Raw genomic sequence first — 17,767 nt, forward strand, 5'->3', positions numbered from 1 at the left:
GCGCAGGCGGGGCTGCCGCGGGCTCCGGCGGGGTCAGGCCGGGGAGCGGCAGTTCCGGCTCCGCCTGCGCGTCGGCTGGCGGATGCGCGATCGGGCCATGCTCGACGACCTCATGCTCAAGCGTCTCTTGCTCATGAGTTTCGTGCGCCGCGGCCGGCACGGGCTCGGGGATGGCCGGCTCGGCGTAGGCTTCCGCGAAGGCCGGGTCGGCGCGGGTCTGGCCGCCGAGGAGGCCGGCGCCGACGGCGGGGTCCACGACGCTCGGCAGCGTCGGGCGGCCGGGCGCCGGGTCGGCCGTGGCGGGCGCCGCCGGAAACGGGTCGACGAGGGGCGCGGGCGCCGCCGGCGGCAGGCGCACCCCGTCCTGGATCGTGCCGACGGCGTCGACGATGCGGCGGGCGTCGAAGGCGTGGGCGACCCGGCGCAGGCCCATGGCCACCACCGCGAGCCCGGAGAGCACCGCCCCGGCCGAGGCGACGGTGGCGCCCGCGATCACCATGGAGAGGCCGCTCTCGAGGCGAACGAAGGGAAACCCCTGGATCACCGCGACGACGCCGCCGATCACCATGGCGGCACTCAGCGCGAACAGCGCAATGATCATGGAACTCTCGAAATCGGGGCCGGATACGCCAGACCCGTAGTAAGACCTTGTCGGCGTTTTGCAAAACACAACCAAGCCCCGTCCGGCGGACCGGCGTGGCGGTTTCCACGGACTTCGTTCCCGATCCGGCGTTGCCGCGGAAGGAAGGCCGACTTACCTACCGGGTCGTTGCCCCGTCGAGCGCGGTGCGCGGCCTCCGGTCGGACGCCCGCACCCCTGCGTTCGACAAGACGGAGAATCCCATGACCTTCACCCTGCCGGAACTGCCCTACGCCTACGACGCGCTGGCCCCTTACATGTCGAAGGAAACCCTCGAGTTCCACCACGACAAGCACCACAAGGCCTACGTCGACACCGGCAACAAGCTGCTCGAAGGCACCGGTCTCGAGGGCAAGAGCGTCGAGGAGATCGTCAAGGCGTCCTACGGCAACAACCAGCCGCTGTTCAACAACGCCGGCCAGCACTTCAACCACCTGCACTTCTGGCAGTGGATGAAGCCCAACGGCGGCGGTGCGATCCCGGGCACCCTCGCCAAGAAGATCGACGAGGATCTCGGCGGCGCCGAGAAGTTCAAGGCGGACTTCATCCAGGCCGGCATCGGCCAGTTCGGCTCGGGCTGGGCCTGGCTCGCGGTCAAGGACGGCAAGCTCGCGATCATGAAGACCCCGAACGGCGAGAACCCGCTGGTACACGGCGCCAAGCCGATTCTCGGCTGCGACGTGTGGGAGCACTCCTACTACATCGACTACCGCAACCGTCGCCCCGACTACCTCAAGGCGTTCCTCGAGAACCTCGTGAACTGGGAGCACGTGGAGAAGATGTACGCCGAGGCGACCGCCTGAGGCGTCGCGACATCGCCCTCCCCCGGGGGAGGGCGGCTTTCGTCGCGGCCGATGCGCGCTCAGCCCAGCTCTGCCGCGGCGAGCCCGGCCTCGGTCAGGTAGGGCCGGAACAGGCTCGCCACCTGGGCCGCACCCCAGTCCAGGTGCTCGCGCCGAACCTCGTCGAGGCCGCGGCGCGAACGCAGGTAGTCGATCCAGTAGGTCGAGACGATCCAGGCGTTGACGATCAGGTGCTCGGTCTCGGCGGTGCCTGCGCTGAGCAGCCCCGCCGCCTTCATGCCTGCCAGCGCCTGCCGGACGTGGTCCTGGCCGGCGTCGCTCAGGCTCTTTAGCCGCGGCCGCAGGGACGGGGCGAGCCGGAAGATCGTGCCGCCGTCGCGGTAGAAGAAGCGCCACTCCCACATCAGCGTGAACCAGCCGGCGAGGTAGGGGGCGTAGCGCGCCCGACCGTCCGCCGTGGCGTGGGCGGTGGCCACCGCCTCCAGCCGGCGCTCGAAGTCGGAGAACAGCGCCTCCAGGATCTGCTCCTTGCGCTGGAAGTGATAGTACAGGTTGCCCTCGTTGATGCCGACCGCGGCGGCGATCTCGGCGGTGGTGACCGCGGCAGGCCCGCGCTCGTTGAACAGGTCGCGGCACGTCGCGAGGACGCGCGCGCGCGTGCCGGTCCGCTTCGGTGCGCCTTCGGCCGTTTCACCGGCCGGCGCCTTCGCCCGCGCGGCGCGCGTGACGGGGCGAGCCGCGTCTCCCGGTTCCTGCGCTGCCCGATCCGACCTGCGACGCTTCATTCGACCTGCCTGCCACGGGCGGTGGACCCGCTTGCGGTCCCGCGCGGCCCGGCCGCGTTCGGCCCCGTCACCGGCACCAAGGGCGTTTTACGGCGCCCGCCCGTTGACGTCCATAAGGTGTTCACCTTAAATACAAGCACAGAGAGAAACCGCCGGAGCCGAGACGCCATGAACGACGCCGCCGACGATGCTGCGCCCACCAAAGCGGCTGCGCCTGCCAAGATCGGTTTTGCTGCGGCGGCCGGGCGTGAGGCCCGGCACGTCGACGTGCTGGTGGTGGGTGCCGGCCTCTCGGGCATCGTCATGGGGCACTACCTCCAGACCGAGTGCCCGCAGAAGACCTACGCGATCCTTGAGGCCCGCGACGCGATCGGCGGCACCTGGGACCTGTTCCGCTATCCCGGGCTGCGCTCGGATTCCGACCTCTACACCTTCGGCTTCAGCTTCCGCCCCTGGCGCAGCGACAAGGCGATCGCCGACGGCGCCTCGATCCTGGCCTACGTGCGCGAGACCGCGACGGCCGAGGGCATCGACCGACACATCCGCTTCGGCACCCGGGTCGTGCGGGCGGCCTGGGATTCGGCCGCCGCGTTGTGGACGCTGGACGCCGAGGTCGGCGCGGCGGCCGAGCCGGTGCGCTACACCTGCCGGATGCTGTCGGTGTGCGCCGGCTACTATGCGTACGATCACGGCTACAGCCCGGACTTCCCCGGCCGCGAGCGCTTCGCGGGGCCGGTTGTGCATCCGCAGGCCTGGCCCGAGGACCTGTCCTGGGCGGGCAAGCGCGTGGTGGTGATCGGCTCGGGCGCGACCGCGGTGACGCTGGTGCCGGCGATGGCCGAGACCGCGCGGCACGTCACGATGCTGCAGCGCTCGCCGACCTACGTCGTCGCCCTGCCGAGCCGGGACCAGATCGCCGATTGGCTGCGCCAAAAGCTGCCCGCCGGCCTCGCCCACCGGCTGACGCGGGCCAAGAACGTGGCGCTGGGGATTGTCTTCTACCAGTTCGCACGCAGGAAGCCGCAGGCGATGACCCAGCGCATCCTCGACGGCGTGCGCGCGCAGCTCGGCCCCGACTACGATGTCGGCAAGCATTTCACCCCGAGCTACAAGCCCTGGGACCAGCGCCTCTGCCTCGTGCCGGACGGCGACTTGTTCAAGGCGATCCGCTCCGGCGCCGCCTCGGTCGAGACCGACACGATCGCGAGCTTCACCGAGGACGGGCTCCGGCTCGCCTCCGGCAAGACGCTGCCGGCCGACATCGTCGTCACCGCCACGGGCCTGCGGATGAAGCTGCTCGGCGGCATGACGCTCACCGTCGACGGCCGTGCGGTCGAGCCGGAAGACACGTTCCTGTACAAGGGCATGATGCTGTCCGGCGTGCCGAACTTCGCGGTGACGATCGGCTACACCAACGCCTCGTGGACCCTTAAGAGCGAGCTCACCGCGCGCTATCTTTGCCGGCTCATCAAGCACATGGACGCGAATGGGTTCACGCGCTGCGAACCTCTGGCGGATGTTGCTCGCCTCAACGCGACGCCGACCCTGCCGCTCACCTCCGGCTATGTCACCCGCGCCGCGCACCTGCTGCCGAAGCAGGCCGACACCAAGCCGTGGAAGCTGCACCAGAACTACATCCTCGACACCGCAGCCCTGAAGTTCGGCCGCCTCGACGACGGCACAATGCGGTTTTCGCGCAGCGAACCGGCCAAGCGCGCGGCGTAGGATTCTCACTGGGGCGGGATGGCGCCGACCGGCCCCCTCTCCCGAACGGCAGAGGGGACCCGTGCGTCTTCGGTTTTCCGACATCGCAAGCGCCAAAGCGGATGACCGGGCGATCACGACACCGACGCCACGGCATCGAAACGAAGGGAAAGGCCCCCCATGCCGAACTGGAACCTCGAGAACCGCACGGCCGTCGTCACCGGGGCGGCGAGCGGCATCGGCCGGGCGTTGGCGGTGGGGCTCGCCGCCCGCGGTTGCAACCTGGCGCTGGCCGACCGCAACGTCGCCGGGCTGGAGGAGACCGAGCGGGTGATCGCGACGAACCGCGTCCGCATCAGCCGGCACGCGCTGGACGTCGCAGACCGCGAGGCCGTCGCCGCGCTGCCGGCAGTGGTTGAGGCGGCCCATGGCGGACTCGACCTGCTGGTCAACAACGCCGGCGTGGCGGTCGGCGGCACTTTCGACGACGTGACGGAAGCCGACTTCGAATGGCTATTCGAGATCAACTTCTGGGGCGTGGTCCGCATGACCCGCGCCTTCCTGCCGCTGCTGCGCGCGCAGCCCGAGGCGCGGATCGTCAACCTGTCGAGCCTCTACGGGCTGATCGCGCCGCCGGGCCAGACCGCCTACGCGGCGAGCAAGTTCGCAGTGCGCGGCTTCTCGCAGGCGCTTGCCCACGAGCTCGCCGGCAGCTCGGTCGGCGTCACGGTGGTGCATCCGGGCGGCGTCGCCACCTCGGTGGCCGACAGCGCGCGCCTGCCCGCGCACATGACTCCGGAGGAGGCCGCCCGGGGCCGTGCCGCCGCCAACAGCCTGCTCAAGCTGCCGCCGGAACGGGCCGCCGCGATCATCCTGGCGGCGGTGGAGCGCCGGCAGGGCCGGGTGCTCGTCGGCACGGACGCGAAGCTGGTCGCGCTGATCGAGCGCCTCGTTCCGGTCTCGTACTGGAGCCTCATCCAGAAGCTGATCCCCCGCGGCCGCGCTGCGACCTGAGCGCGGATCGCCGCGGGCCGGCCCCAAGACCTTGCCGCCGGGAGAGCGCGGCACACCTCCATTCGACCGGTCCCGGACCGAAGCGAAATACCGGCCTCGGACCGATGGGAAGTGGAGCGCGCCAATGGACCACCCGATCGCCGACCCGGCCAAAACCGGTGCCGAGGAAGGCCTGCTCGGACGCCCGCAGGTTCGGGTCGACGGCCCGGCCAAGGTGACGGGCCGGGCGCGGTTCTCCTCCGACGTCCCGCTGAAGGGGTGCGCGCACGCGGCGCTCGTCACCAGCACGATCGTGCGCGGGCGCATCCGCGGCTTCGACCTCTCCGCGGCCATGGCGACGCCCGGGTGCCTGCGCGTCTTCACCCATCGCGAGCTCGCCGGCCGGATCGCGCCGGTGAAGCACCTGATGGCCGGCGGCTACGCCAACAGCGCGCACCTTCCCCTCGGCTCCGATGAGGTCGCCTATGCCGGCCAGATCGTTGCCCTCGTCGTGGCCGAGACGCAGGAGGCGGCGACGGCGGCCGCCGCCCGCGTCCGCGTCGCGTACGCGGAGGCGCCGTTCGCCGCCACCTTCGACGAGGCCGGCGCCGAGACCGTCCGGCTGGCCGACCTGAAGCCCGAGCACGCGGATCCGGGCCGCGGCGACGCCGACGCCGCCCTGGCGCGGGCAGAAGTGCGGATCGCCGCCCGCTACGAGACGCCCACGCAGCACCACAACCCGATGGAGCTGTTCACCACCGCCTGTTTCTGGGAGGGCCGGCGGCTCACCGTGCACGAGCCGTCCCGCTACGTCGGCGCGCTGCAGCACGGGCTCGCCGCGCAGCTCGGCCTCGCGCCAGAGGACGTCCGCGTCGTATCGGGGCCGATCGGCGGCCATTTCGGCTCGAAGCTCGCTCTGTCGCAGCACACGGCCCTGGTGGCGCTTGCCGCCCGCGACCTCGGCCGCCCGGTGTCCCTGGTGCCGACCCGGAGGCAGGGCTTCACCATCGCGAACCACCGCCCGGAGACCCGCCACGACATCCGCCTCGGCGCCGACCGCGACGGCCGCCTCACCGCCCTGGTCCACGAGGCGACGATGACGACCTCGCGCTTCGATGCCTTCGCGATGGAGGGCACCGACGTGACCGCGAGCCTCTACGCCTGCCCCGACATCCGCACCGACGAGCGCGCCGTGCGGGTCGACCGCAACACGCCCGGCCCGATGCGGGCGCCCCCCGAGGTGCCCTACCTGTTCGCCCTGGAAAGCGCGGTCGACGAGATGGCCTGGACCCTCGGCCTCGATCCGATCGAGCTCCGGCGGCGCAACGACACCCCGACCGACCCGGTCTCGGGCAAGCCGTTCTCGTCGCGCCCGCTGATGGCCTGCTTCGATGCGGGGGCTGCCGCGTTCGGCTGGGCGCGCCGCGACCCGCGGCCCGGCGCGATGCGCGACGACCGTCTCCCGGACGGTCCGTGGCGGGTCGGCCTCGGCTGCGCGACCTCGGTGCGGCCGGTGAAGATCGCCGCCGCGACCATGCGCGTCGCGCTTGCCGCCGACGGCCGGGTCGCGGTCGAGACCGCCCACCACGAGATCGGCAACGGCATCACAACGCTGCTGGCGATGGCCGCCGCCGACGGGCTCGGCGTGCCGATGGCGGCCGTGACGGTGCGGCTCGGCGACACGGCGCTGCCGCCGGCCGGCATCTCGGGCGGCTCCTCGACCACCACGAGCCTGCTCAACACCCTGGCGCTCGCCTGCGAGCAGATCCGCGCGCGTCTGGTCGCCGCATGCACCGCCGCCGACGGGCCGCTGGCCGGGGCCGACCCCGCGCGCCTGCGCCTCGTCGGCGGGCGGCTGGCGCAGGCCGACGGGGGCGGCGTGCCGCTCGGCGAGGCGGTCGCCCGCCTCGACTCCGCCGGCATCGAGACCCTCGCCGAGTTCGTCCCCGAGGACGGCAGCGCCAAGAGCCTCGAGGCCCTGCGCGCCGGGCACATCAACCTCGCCAGCGGCGGCGACCACCTGTCCTGGGCCTTCGGCGCGCAGTTCGCCGAGGTGCGCGTCCACGCCGAGACCGGGGAGATCCGCGTGCCGCGCCTGCTCGGGGCGTTCGCGGCCGGACGCATCCTCAACCCGCTCACCGCCCGCAGCCAGCTCGCGGGCGGCATGATCTGGGGACTCGGCTCGGCGCTGCTGGAGGAGACGGTGCTCGACCGCGGCCATTACTGCAACGCGGACCTCGCCGAATACCTCGTCGCCACCGCGGCCGACACGCCCGAGATCGAGGTCCTGTTCGTCCCCGACCCGGACGCAAAGGTGAATCCGCTCGGCCTGAAGGGACTGGGAGAACTCGGCATCATCGGCGTCAACGCGGCCATCGCCAACGCGGTCTACCACGCCACCGGCCAGCGCCACCGCCGCCTGCCGATCCGGATCGAGAGCGTGGCGTAAGCGGCTCGCGACCGCTTCCCTCGCCTGCGGCCGCTCCCCCCTCGCCTGCCACCCGCTTGCGTTGCCGGTGGCCACAACCGTAAGCCTCCGCCGGGCAGCAGTGACGGTGGGCGGCGTGACGGCACTCGCATTCGGGACGAACCGGTGATCCGCGCGATCCTCTCCGTCGGCGGCTGGACGCTGGTGTCGCGGGTCACGGGGTTCGCCCGCGACGTGGTGATGGCCGCGGTGATGGGGGCCGGGCCGATGGCCGACGCCTTCGTCGTCGCCTTCCGCCTGCCGAACCATTTCCGCGCGATCTTCGGCGAGGGGGCGTTCAACACCGCCTTCGTGCCGGCCTATGCCGGGCTGTCGGAGGCCGGGGCGGACGGCGCGGCGCAACGCTTCGCCGACCGGATCTTCACGCTGATGCTGGCCGTGCAGGTCGTGCTGCTGGCGGTGGCGATCCCCGCGATGCCGTGGGTGGTGCGGGCGCTGGCGCCGGGCTTCGCGGAGGACCCGCAGCGCTTCGACCTCGCGGTGGCGCTGACGCGGATCACCTTCCCCTACCTGCTGTTCATGACCCTGGTGACGCTGCTCTCCGGCGTGCTGAACGCCCAGCGCCGCTTCGCGGTGGCGGCCGGCGCCCCGGTTCTCTTGAACCTGGCGATGCTGGCGGCGCTCAGCCTGGCCTTCCTGTTCCCCGACGCGGCGCACGCGGCCGCCTGGGGTGTCGCGGTCTCGGGCGTGCTCCAGTTCGGACTGCTGTGGTGGGGCTGCCGGCGGGCGGGCGTCGCGCCGCGGCTCAGCCGCCCTAGCTTGCGCGATCCGGCGATGCGCCGGTTCTTCGCCGTGCTCGGGCCGGCGGTGGTGGGCGCGGCCGGGTTCCAGATCGCGACGTTTGCCGACACCATCATCGCGAGCTTCCTGCCCACCGGCGCGGTCTCGGCATTGTACTACGCCGACCGGCTCTACCAGCTGCCCTTCGGCGTCATCGCCATCGCCGCCGGCACGGTGCTGCTGCCGGAGATGAGTCGGCGGATCGCGGCCGGGGACGTGTCCGGCGCGCATGCCGCGCAGAACCGTGCCGCCGGGTTCTCGCTCGCGCTCTCCGCCCCGTTCACGGTGGCCTTCCTGACCCTGCCCGGCCTGACCATGGCCGCCCTGTTCCAGCGCGGCGCGTTCTCGGCGGACGACGCCGCCCGCGCGGCGTCGGTGCTGGCCGCCTACGGGCTGGCGCTGCCGGCCGTCGTGCTGGTGCGCTCGGCGGTGGCGAGTTTCTACAGCCGGCAGGACACCAGGACCCCGCTCTGGGCCTCGCTCACGGCGATTGCCGTCAACGTCGTGCTGAAGCTCTGGCTCACCGGCCCCTACGGCGTCGTCGGTCTCGCGCTCGCCACCGCGATCAGCCAGTGGGTCAACCTGCTGATCCTCGTCGCCCTCGCCTGGCGCCGCGGCTGGACCGCGCCGAGCCGGACGCTGGGCCTCACCATCCTCGGCGTGGCGCTCAGCTGCGCCGCCCTCGCGCTGGTGGCGGTCTACGGGCTGCCGGTGGTGGAATCCCTCGTGCCCGCCCTGCCGCGCGGCCGCGAGGTCGCGGTGCTGGCGCTGCTCGGCGTCGCGGGCGCGGCCGTCTACGGCGGGCTGCTCGCCGGCCTGCTCCACCTGTTCGGGCTGCGCCTGCGGCGGGCTTGAGCGGTTCGGCCTCTCCCTCCCCCCTTTCAGCGGGGAGGGGAACGCGTCGCGCGTGTGCGCCCCCTACTCGTCCGGGTGCACCGCGGGCGAGAGGTCGATCGGCAGGCGCGGGCCCTTCAGCTCGGAATCGCTCGGCAGCGCGCGCGCATCCCAGCCGCCGCCGAGCGCCCGGATCAGGCTCACGGCGGTGGTGAAGCGCGAGAGCCGCACCTGCAGCGCGGCGACCTCGTTGTTGAGCTGCAGCGCCTGGGCGGTGACCACGGTGGTGAAGTTCTGGGTGCCGGCGCGGTACTCGTTCAGCGTGATCTCGACGGCGCGGCGGGCGAGCGTCACCGCCTCGTCCTGCGCCACCTGCTGGCGGGCGAGGATGCGGATGCCGACGAGGCCGTTCTCGACGTCGGCGAAGGCGGCGAGCACGGTCTGGCGGTAGTTCGCCACCGAAGCGTCGTAGCCGGCCCGCGAGGCGGTGATCGCCGCCGAGCGCGCGCCTCCATCGAACAGCACCTCGCTGCCGGCCGCCGTCACCGCCCAGACCTGGTTGGCCGCCGACAGGAGGCCGGTACGGGTAAGCCCCGAAATGCCGCCCGACGCTGACAGCGTCACGCTCGGGTAGAGGGCGGCCACGGCGACGCCGATCTGCTCGCTCTGCGCCTGGACGGCGCGCTCGGCCTGGGCCACGTCCGGGCGGCGCTCCAGGAGGGACGCCGGGATGCCGACCGGCACCGCCGGCGGCACGAGGGCCAGCGGCGCCACCGCCAGCGACAGCTCCGAGGGCGGGCGGCCGATCAGCGTCGCGATCGCGTTCTCGAACTGGGCGCGGGTGAGCGTCGCTGCGATCGCCGCCGCCTGGGTGGTCTGCACCTGCGTCTGCGCGGTGATCACGTCCGAGCGCGCGGCGACGCCGGCATTGTACTGGTTCTCGGTGATCGCCACCGTGCGCTTGAAGTTCTCGACGTTGGCGTTGAGCACCCGCACCAGCGAGTCGGCGTAGCGCAGCGACAGGTAGTTGTTCGCGACCTCGGCCTGGATCGTCAGGCGGGTCAGCGCCAGCGTCGCGGCGTCGGCCTGGGCCAGCGCCGCCTCGGTCTCGATGGTCCGGCGGATGCGGCCGAACAGGTCGAGCTCCCAGCTCGCCTGTCCCTGGATCGAGACGGAGGTGCGCTCGGTGCCGACCGTGCGCGAGCGGGTGATGCTCGGGGCGCCGACGACCGTCGGGTAGAGCGCCGCCTGGGCCGACTCGACCAGCGCTCGCGCCTGCCGGAAGTTCGCCACGGATTGGCGTAAGGACTGGTTGTCGACATCGACGAGGCGGATCAGCCGGTCGAGGGTCGGATCGCGAAAGACCCGCCACCAGTCGCCGCGCTCGGCCCCGTCGTTGGGCGCCGCCGCGCGCCAGTTCTTGCGCGACGCGACGAAGGCGGCCGAATCCTCGCGGGTGCCACCCTGCTTGAACGCCAGCGGCGTCTCGACCGAGGGGCGCGAATAGTCCGGGCCGACGACGCAGGCGGACAGCGCCGTGGTGAGGGCGAGGAGGCTGGCCGCCCTCAGGAGGTGACGCATCGTTGGGTGCGCATCCCCTCGCCCCGCCTGCGGGGAGAGGGCCGCCTGCACCTTGGCGTGCAGGCGGCGAGCGGAAGCGACGGTGAGGGGGCCGGGAAGGACGAGGCTCTTCCATCGAAGCCCCCTCACCCTCGGCTGCCGCCTCGCCGCGCCGACGACGGGGTCGTCGCAGCCCTCTCCCCGCGCGCGGGGAGAGGGGGGTGCGCACGCCCCGTCCTGCATCGCCGGAAACCGCATCATTCCCCCGCCGGCACGGCCGCGGCTCCGCCGCGGCGGCGGGCGTTCACCCGGTGCCGGAGGCGGTCGAGGCAGAGGTAGACGACGGGGGTGGTGTAGAGGGTCAGGATCTGGCTCACGATCAGGCCGCCGGCGATGGCGATGCCGAGCGGGCGGCGGAGCTCGGAGCCCTCGCCGCCGCCGAAGATCAGCGGCGCCGCGCCGAGCAGCGCCGCCAGCGTTGTCATCATGATCGGGCGGAAGCGCAAGAGGCAGGCCTCGAAGATCGCCTCGCGCGGCGCCGCGCCCCGCGTCCGCTCCGCGTCGAGGGCGAAGTCGATCATCATGATGGCGTTCTTCTTGACGATGCCGATCAGCAGGAACACCGCGATCAGGGCGACGATCGTGAACTCGGTGCCGGTCACCAGCAGGGCAAGCAGCGCGCCGATGCCCGCCGAGGGCAGCGTCGAGAGAATCGTGATCGGGTGCACGAAGCTCTCGTAGAGGATGCCGAGGATCGCGTAGACCGCCAGGATCGCGGCCAGGATCAGCAGCGGCTGGCGCGAGGCCGAGGCGATGTAGTTCTTGGCAGCGCCCGCATATTCGCCGTGGATGGTGGCCGGCAGGCGCAACTCCGACATCGCCTTGTCGATCGCGGCGGTGGCGTCCGACAGGCTCTTGCCCGGCGCCAGGTTGAACGAGATCGTCGTCGCCACGAACAGGCCCTGGTGGCTGACCTGCACCGGGGCGTTGCCGGTCTCCACCCGCGTGAAGGCCGAGAGCGGCACCATCGTCTCGACCGACGACGAGACCGGCGCGCTCGAAGACGCGCTGCCCTTCGAGGCGGCGATGGCGTTGGCGGCCGCGTTCCGGGCGGAATCGGAGGCGACCGCGGCGGCGTTGGTGCTGGCGTCGGCCGCGGCCGTCGTGGAGGGGACCGCGCTGGCGGGCGCCGCCGCCACCGTGCCGGCGACCGCGTTGGTGGTGGCCGAGCCCCGCGCCTTGCCGCCCGAGGTCGAGACGTAGAGCTGCTTGAGGGTCTCGGGGTTCTCCAGGTAGCGCGGCGCGATCTCCATCACGACGTGGTACTGGTTCAGCGGGTTGTAGATCGTCGAGACCTGGCGCTGGCCGAAGGCGTCGTAGAGGGTGTTGTCGATCTTGTCGGGCGTGATGCCGTAGCGGAAGGCGGTGGCGCGATCGATCACCAGCCGGCTCTCCAGCCCACCCTCCTGCTGGTCGGAGGTGACGTCGGCAAACGTCGGGTCCTTCTGCAACGCCTGCACCAGCTTCGGGGCCGCCGCGTAGAGTTCGGCCGCGCTGTCGCCCTGCAGGGTGTATTGGTACTGGGCGAAGCTCTGGCGCCCGCCCATCTGCAGGTCCTGGCGCGGGAAGACGTAGAGCCGCGCACCGGCCACCTGCGACAGCTTCGGGCGCAGACGGTTGGCGACCTCGCTGATCGAGACGCGCTCGCCCGCGGGCTTCAGGCCGACGAAGACGTTGGCCGAGTTGGTGCCGCGCCCGCCGGTGAAGCCGACGACGCTGTCCACCGCCGGGTCCGCCTGCACGATGGCGGCGGCCTCCTTGAGCTTCTTCTCCATCGACTGGAACGAGATGCGCTGGTCGGCCTGGATGCCGCCCATCATCTGGCCGGTGTCCTGCTCGGGGAAGAAGCCCTTCGGCACGATGACGTAGAGGTAGACGTTCAGCCCGATCGTGGCGGCGAGCACGAGCAGCACCAGGCGCGGATGCGCCAGCGCGACGCGCAACGTGCGCTCGTAGGCGTTGAGCGTCCCGGTGAAGGCGCCCTCCAGGCCGCGGATCAGGATGTTGGGGCGCTTGCCCGAACGATGGGTCTCGGGGCGCAGGAAGCGCGCGCACATCATCGGCGTGGTGGTCAGCGAGAGCACCAGCGAGATCAGGATTGCCAGCGACAGGGTCACGGCGAATTCCTGGAAGATCCGCCCGACCAGGCCGCCCATCAGCAGGATCGGCAGGAACACCGCGATGAGCGACAGGCTCATCGAGATCACGGTGAAGCCGACCTCGCGGGCGCCGACCAAAGCCGCCTCGATGCGCGACTTGCCCATCTCGATGTGGCGCTGGACGTTCTCGAGCACGACGATGGCGTCGTCCACGACGAAGCCGGTGCCGATGATCAGCGCCATCAGCGACAGGATGTTGAGCGAGTAGCCCAGCAGGTACATCACCGAGAAGGTGCCGACGATCGAGATCGGCACCGCCACCGCCGGGATCAGCGTGGCACGCCCCGAGCGCAGGAACGCGAACACCACCAGGATGACGAGGCCGACGGCGATCAGCAGCGTCTCCTCGGTGGCGGCGAGCGACGCCCGGATCGTGGCGCTGCGGTCGCCGGTGAGCTTCACGTCGATGCCGCCCGGCAGCGCCGAGACGATCTGCGGCAGCGCCGCCTTCACCCCGTTGATGGTCTCGACGACGTTCGAGCCCGGCTGCTTGTAGACGAACAGCAGCACGCCCTGGCGCCCGTTGACCACGCCGAGGTTGCGCCGGTCCTCGACCGAGTCGATCACCTCGCCGACATCCGTGAGCTTCACCGCAGCGCCGTTGCGGTAGGCCACGACGAGGTCGCGGTAATCGGACGCTTTGCGGCCCTGGTCGTTGGCGTAGAGCTGGTAGCGGCGGTCGCCCGCCTCGATCGCGCCTTTGGGCGAGTTGGCGTTGGCCGAGGCCAGCCCCGCGCGGATGCCCTCCAGGCCGATGCCGTAGTGGAACAGGGCGGTCGGATCGAGCTCGACGCGCACCGCCGGCAGCGATGAGCCGCCGATGTCGACGTTGCCGACGCCGGGCAGCTGCGACAGCTTCTGCTGCACCACCGTGGCGCCGGCATCGTAGAGTTGGCCCGGCGTCAGCGTGTCCGAGGTCATGCCGAGGATGACGATCGGCGAGTCGGCCGGGTTGAACTTCCGGTAGGTCGGGTTCTGGCGGAGCGCCGTCGGCAGGTCGGCCCGCGCGGCGTTGATCGCCGCCTGCACGTCGCGCGCCGCCCCGTCGATGTCGCGGCTGAGGCCGAACAGCAGCACGATCCGCACGCTCCCGGTGGAGCTCGTCGAGGACATCTCGTTGACGTCTGCGATGGCGCCCAGCCGCCGCTCCAGGGGGGCGGCGACGGTCACCGCCATGGTCTCGGGGCTCGCGCCGGGCATCTGCGCCTGGACGAGGATCACCGGAAAATCCACCTGCGGCAGCGGCGCCACCGGCAGCTTCAGGAACGCGAAGATCCCGGCCAGCAGCACGCCGACCGTCAGCAGCGTCGTCGCGACGGGGCGCCGGATGAAGGGCTCGGAGATGTTCATGGGCGGAGGCCCGCGCGGCGTGCGCCGCGGTCCCCCTCTCCCCGCGTGCGGGGAGAGGCCCGCATGCACCTTGTCGTGCATGCGGGGAGCGCAGGCGAAGCCGAAGTGAAGGTGAGGGGGCGTTCACGGACGAAGCTCATCCCGCGAAGCCCCCTCACCTTCGGCTGCCGCCTCGCTTTGCCGACGACAAGGTCGGCAAAGCCCTCTCCCCGCACGCGGGGAGAGGGGATGCGTCGAACCCTTGCGATATCCCTCACGGCAGCGCCTCGCCCGCCGGGAGGTCCGGCTCGGGCTCGCGGCGGCCGGTGATGCGGCGTTCCAGGCGGTCGAAGAACAGGTAGATCACCGGCGTCGTGAACAGCGTCAGCACCTGGCTGACGATGAGCCCGCCGGCGATGACGATGCCGAGCGGCTGGCGCAGCTCCGAGCCGACGCCGGTGCCGGCGATCAGCGGGATCGCCGCGAACAGGGCGGCGAGCGTCGTCATCAGGATCGGGCGGAAGCGCAGCAGGCAGGCCTCGTAGATCGCGTCGCGCGGGGCCATGCCCTCCTCGCGCTCGGCCTGGAGCGCGAAGTCGATCATCATGATCGCGTTCTTCTTCACGATACCGATCAGGAGCACGATGCCGATGATCGCGATGATGTCGAGGGAGAGCCCGAAGATCATCAACCCGAGGAGCGCGCCGATCCCCGCCGAGGGCAGCGTCGAGAGGATGGTGATCGGGTGGATGAAGCTCTCGTAGAGCACGCCGAGCACGATGTAGACGGTGACGATCGCCGCCATCACCAGGAACAGCTCGTTGCCGAGCGCCGACTGGAAGGCGAAGACCGAGCCCTGGGGCACCACGCGAAAGCTCGGCGGCAGGTCGATGCTTTTTCGCGCCTCCTCCACCGCGTCGACGGCCTGGCCGAGCGCCGCGCCCGGCGCGAGGTTGAACGACACGGTGGTGGCCGGGAACTGGCCGAGATGGGAGATCAGCAGCGGCGCCCGGCGCTCGCTGATCCGGGCGACCGCCGAGAGCGGCACCTGCCCGCTGGTCGCAGTGGAGGAGGGCAGGTAGATCGCGTCGAGGCTGGCGATGGTCCGGTGCAGGTCCGGGTCGGCCTCCAGGATCACCCGGTACTGGTTCGACTGGGTGAAGATCGTCGAGATGATGCGCTGGCCGAAGGCGTCGTAGAGCGCGTTGTCGATGGTGGCGGGCGTGATGCCGTAGCGCCCCGCCGTCGGCCGGTCGATGGTCACGTAGGCGGCCAGGCCCTGGCCCTGGTGGTCGCTGGCCACGTCGGCCACCACCGGCGACTTCGACAGCGCGTCGGTGAAGCGCGGCACCCAGGTCTCGAAATCCTCGAGGTTCGGGGTCTCCAGGATCACCTGGTATTGCGTCGCCGAGACCGCGGTGTCGATCGTCAGGTCCTGCACCGGCTGCATGTAGAGGCGCAGGCCCGCGACATCCGCGGTGGCCGCCTGGATGCGGCGGATGATGGCGCCGGCCCGCTCGGTCCGCTCGGCCTGCGGCTTCAGGTTGATTAGGAACCTCCCTGAGTTCAACGTCACGTTCTGGCCGTCGACGCCGATGAACGAGGACAGGTTGGCGACGTCCGGGTCCTTGAGGATCAGGCTCGCGATGCGTTGCTGCCGCTCGGCCATGGCCGCGTAGGAGAGGGTCTGGTCGCCTTGCGTGATCCCCTGGATCACGCCGGTGTCCTGCACCGGGAAGAACCCCTTGGGGATCGTCACGAACAGGAAGGCGGTGAGCGCGACGGTCGCGAGGGTGACGAGCAGCGTCACGCCCTGGTGGTCGAGCACCACCCGCAGCGCCCGGCCGTAGGCCGCGATGGTGCCTTCGGTGGCGCGCCGGCCCATCCGCCCGAGGACGCCCTCGCGGCGGCGGCTCTCGGCGTGCGGCACGTGCTTCAGCAGGCGCGCGCACAGCATCGGCACCAGCGTCAGCGACACCACCGCCGAGATGATGATGGTGGCAGCCAGCGTGATCGCGAATTCGTGGAACAGGCGCCCGACCACGTCGCCCATGAACAGCAGCGGGATCAGCACCGCGATCAGCGAGACGGTGAGCGAGATGATGGTGAAACCGATCTCGCGGCTGCCCTTGAGCGCGGCTTCGAGGGGAGAATCGCCGTCCTCGACGTGGCGGGCGATGTTCTCGATCACCACGATGGCGTCGTCGACGACGAAGCCGGTGGCGATGGTGAGCGCCATCAGCGACAGGTTGTCGAGGGAGAAGCCGTAGAGGTCCATCACCGAGAGCGCGCCGATCAGCGACAGCGGCACCGACAGGCTCGGGATCAGTGTCGCCGACAGGCTGCGCAGGAACAGGAAGATCACCAGCACCACGAGGGCGATGGCGAGGCCGAGCTCGAACTGCACGTCCTCGACGGACGCCCGGATCGTCACCGTGCGGTCGGTGAGGAGGCTGACCTGGATCGCGCCCGGCAGGGTGCCCTGGAGCTGCGGTAGCAGCGCCTTGATCTTGTCGACCGTCGCGATGACGTTGGCGCCGGGCTGGCGCTGGATGTTGAGGATGATCGCCGGCGTCTCGTCGGCCCAGGCGCCGAGCTTGGTGTTTTCCGGCCCCTGCACCACGTCGGCCACGTCCGACATCTTCACCGGCGCGCCGTTCTTGTAGGCGATGATCGCGTCGTCGTAGGCCTTCGGGTCCTGGATCTGGTCGTTGGCGTTGATCGCGTAGGACTGCTTCGGGCCGTCGATGGTGCCCTTCGGCGTGTTGACGTTGAGGTTGGTGATCGTGGTGCGCAGGTCGTCGATGTTCAGGCCGTAGGCCGCGAGCGCCCGCGCGTTGAACCGCACCCGCACCGCCGGCCGCTGGCCGCCGGAGATGCTCACCAGGCCGACGCCGGCCACTTGGCTGATCTTCTGGGCGAGGCGCGTCTCGGCGAGGTCCCGCACCTGCGTCAGCGGCAGGGTCTTGGAGGTGAGCGCTAGCGTGATCACCGGCGCGTCGGCCGGGTTGACCTTGGCGTAGATCGGCGGCGCCGGAAGGTCGGACGGCAGCAGGTTGCCGGCGGCGTTGATCGCCGCCTGGACCTGCTGCTCGGCGATGTCGAGCGGCAGGTCCAGGTTGAACTGCAAGGTCACGACCGAGGCGCCGGCCGAAGACTGCGAAGTCATCTGGTTGAGGTTGGCCAGCTGCCCGAACTGCCGCTCCAGCGGCGCGGTGACGGCCGAGGTCATCACCTCGGGGCTGGCGCCGGGATAGAACGTCTGCACCTGGATCGTCGGGTAGTCGACCGACGGCAGCGCCGAGACCGGCAGGTTCAGGTACGACACCCCGCCCACGATCAGGATCGCCAGCATCAGCAGCGTGGTCGCGACCGGGCGGAGGATGAAGAGGCGGGAGGGGTTCATACCGGCCGCGCACTCTCGGACAGGCGGAGGCGATCACTGCGGCGGCCCGTGCGCGTCCCCTTGCCCCGCATGCGGGGAGAGGGCGACAACGACCCCGTCGTCGTCGCAGCGAGGCGGCAGCCGACGGTGAGGGGGCGGGCCCGGAGGAAACTCCCCCTCACCGTCGCTTCGGCTGCGCCTTCGCTTCCCGCACGGACGACGAAGTCCTTGCGGGCCTCTCCCCGCC

General features: G+C 71.2%; 10 protein-coding genes. 5 read left to right on the forward strand and 5 right to left on the reverse strand.

Going from position 1 to position 17,767, the window contains the following annotated elements; all coding sequences use genetic code 11:
- On the reverse strand, nucleotides 1-601 hold a 601-nt coding region (locus FV234_RS26275), incomplete at its 3' end, for a hypothetical protein (protein WP_187273721.1).
- A gap of 242 nt (nucleotides 602-843) precedes the next feature.
- Here FV234_RS26275 and FV234_RS17825 point away from each other — a divergent pair.
- Nucleotides 844-1,443, forward strand: coding sequence for a superoxide dismutase (locus FV234_RS17825; RefSeq protein ID WP_147754409.1), 600 nt, complete (start codon nucleotides 844-846; stop codon nucleotides 1,441-1,443).
- 59 nt (nucleotides 1,444-1,502) lie between these two features.
- Here the strand turns inward: FV234_RS17825 and FV234_RS17830 are convergent, their stop codons facing one another.
- A complete protein-coding gene (locus tag FV234_RS17830) occupies nucleotides 1,503-2,228 on the reverse strand; it encodes a TetR/AcrR family transcriptional regulator (protein WP_147830727.1) in 726 nt (241 codons plus the stop codon).
- Between the two features lie 168 nt (nucleotides 2,229-2,396).
- On the opposite strand from FV234_RS17830, the gene FV234_RS17835 reads away from it, so the two are divergent.
- From FV234_RS17835 to murJ, 4 genes are all read left to right on the forward strand, one after another.
- Entirely contained in the window at nucleotides 2,397-3,953 is a 1,557-nt protein-coding gene (locus tag FV234_RS17835; protein ID WP_147830729.1) for an NAD(P)/FAD-dependent oxidoreductase, read from the forward strand.
- A gap of 159 nt (nucleotides 3,954-4,112) precedes the next feature.
- Nucleotides 4,113-4,946 (forward strand): SDR family NAD(P)-dependent oxidoreductase, encoded by an 834-nt coding sequence (locus FV234_RS17840; protein WP_147830731.1) that lies wholly within the window; start codon nucleotides 4,113-4,115, stop codon nucleotides 4,944-4,946.
- A 124-nt stretch (nucleotides 4,947-5,070) separates the two neighbouring features.
- Entirely contained in the window at nucleotides 5,071-7,374 is a 2,304-nt protein-coding gene (locus FV234_RS17845; protein WP_147830733.1) for a xanthine dehydrogenase family protein molybdopterin-binding subunit, read from the forward strand.
- A 144-nt stretch (nucleotides 7,375-7,518) separates the two neighbouring features.
- On the forward strand, nucleotides 7,519-9,048 hold the full coding sequence (gene murJ, locus FV234_RS17850) for a murein biosynthesis integral membrane protein MurJ (protein WP_147830735.1): 1,530 nt from the start codon (nucleotides 7,519-7,521) through the stop codon (nucleotides 9,046-9,048).
- A 63-nt stretch (nucleotides 9,049-9,111) separates the two neighbouring features.
- Here the strand turns inward: murJ and FV234_RS17855 are convergent, their stop codons facing one another.
- The 3 genes from FV234_RS17855 to FV234_RS17865 all read right to left on the reverse strand — a co-directional run bounded on the left by FV234_RS17855 (nucleotide 9,112) and on the right by FV234_RS17865 (nucleotide 17,541).
- Nucleotides 9,112-10,608 carry an efflux transporter outer membrane subunit gene (locus tag FV234_RS17855; protein ID WP_147830737.1) on the reverse strand — a complete coding sequence of 499 codons (1,497 nt, stop codon included), beginning with the start codon at nucleotides 10,606-10,608 and terminating at the stop codon, nucleotides 9,112-9,114.
- A gap of 236 nt (nucleotides 10,609-10,844) precedes the next feature.
- A complete protein-coding gene (locus tag FV234_RS17860) occupies nucleotides 10,845-14,156 on the reverse strand; it encodes an efflux RND transporter permease subunit (protein WP_147753052.1) in 3,312 nt (1,103 codons plus the stop codon).
- Nucleotides 14,157-14,409: 253 nt separating this feature from the next.
- Nucleotides 14,410-17,541, reverse strand: coding sequence for an MdtB/MuxB family multidrug efflux RND transporter permease subunit (locus tag FV234_RS17865; RefSeq protein WP_147830739.1), 3,132 nt, complete (start codon nucleotides 17,539-17,541; stop codon nucleotides 14,410-14,412).
- Nucleotides 17,542-17,767 lie beyond the last annotated feature (226 nt).

The sequence above is a fragment of the Methylobacterium sp. WL8 genome (assembly GCF_008040045.1).
GTDB classification, from domain to species: Bacteria; Pseudomonadota; Alphaproteobacteria; order Rhizobiales; family Beijerinckiaceae; genus Methylobacterium; species Methylobacterium cerastii.

Coding starts and splice junctions, on each gene's coding strand:
- FV234_RS17835 (WP_147830729.1), top strand. CDS start 2,397: ATGAACGACGCCGCCGACGATGCTGCGCCCACCAAAGCGGCTGCGCCT.
- FV234_RS17865 (WP_147830739.1), bottom strand. CDS start 17,541: ATGAACCCCTCCCGCCTCTTCATCCTCCGCCCGGTCGCGACCACGCTG.
- FV234_RS17845 (WP_147830733.1), top strand. CDS start 5,071: ATGGACCACCCGATCGCCGACCCGGCCAAAACCGGTGCCGAGGAAGGC.
- FV234_RS17840 (WP_147830731.1), top strand. CDS start 4,113: ATGCCGAACTGGAACCTCGAGAACCGCACGGCCGTCGTCACCGGGGCG.
- FV234_RS17830 (WP_147830727.1), bottom strand. CDS start 2,228: ATGAAGCGTCGCAGGTCGGATCGGGCAGCGCAGGAACCGGGAGACGCG.
- FV234_RS17855 (WP_147830737.1), bottom strand. CDS start 10,608: ATGCGTCACCTCCTGAGGGCGGCCAGCCTCCTCGCCCTCACCACGGCG.
- FV234_RS17825 (WP_147754409.1), top strand. CDS start 844: ATGACCTTCACCCTGCCGGAACTGCCCTACGCCTACGACGCGCTGGCC.
- FV234_RS17860 (WP_147753052.1), bottom strand. CDS start 14,156: ATGAACATCTCCGAGCCCTTCATCCGGCGCCCCGTCGCGACGACGCTG.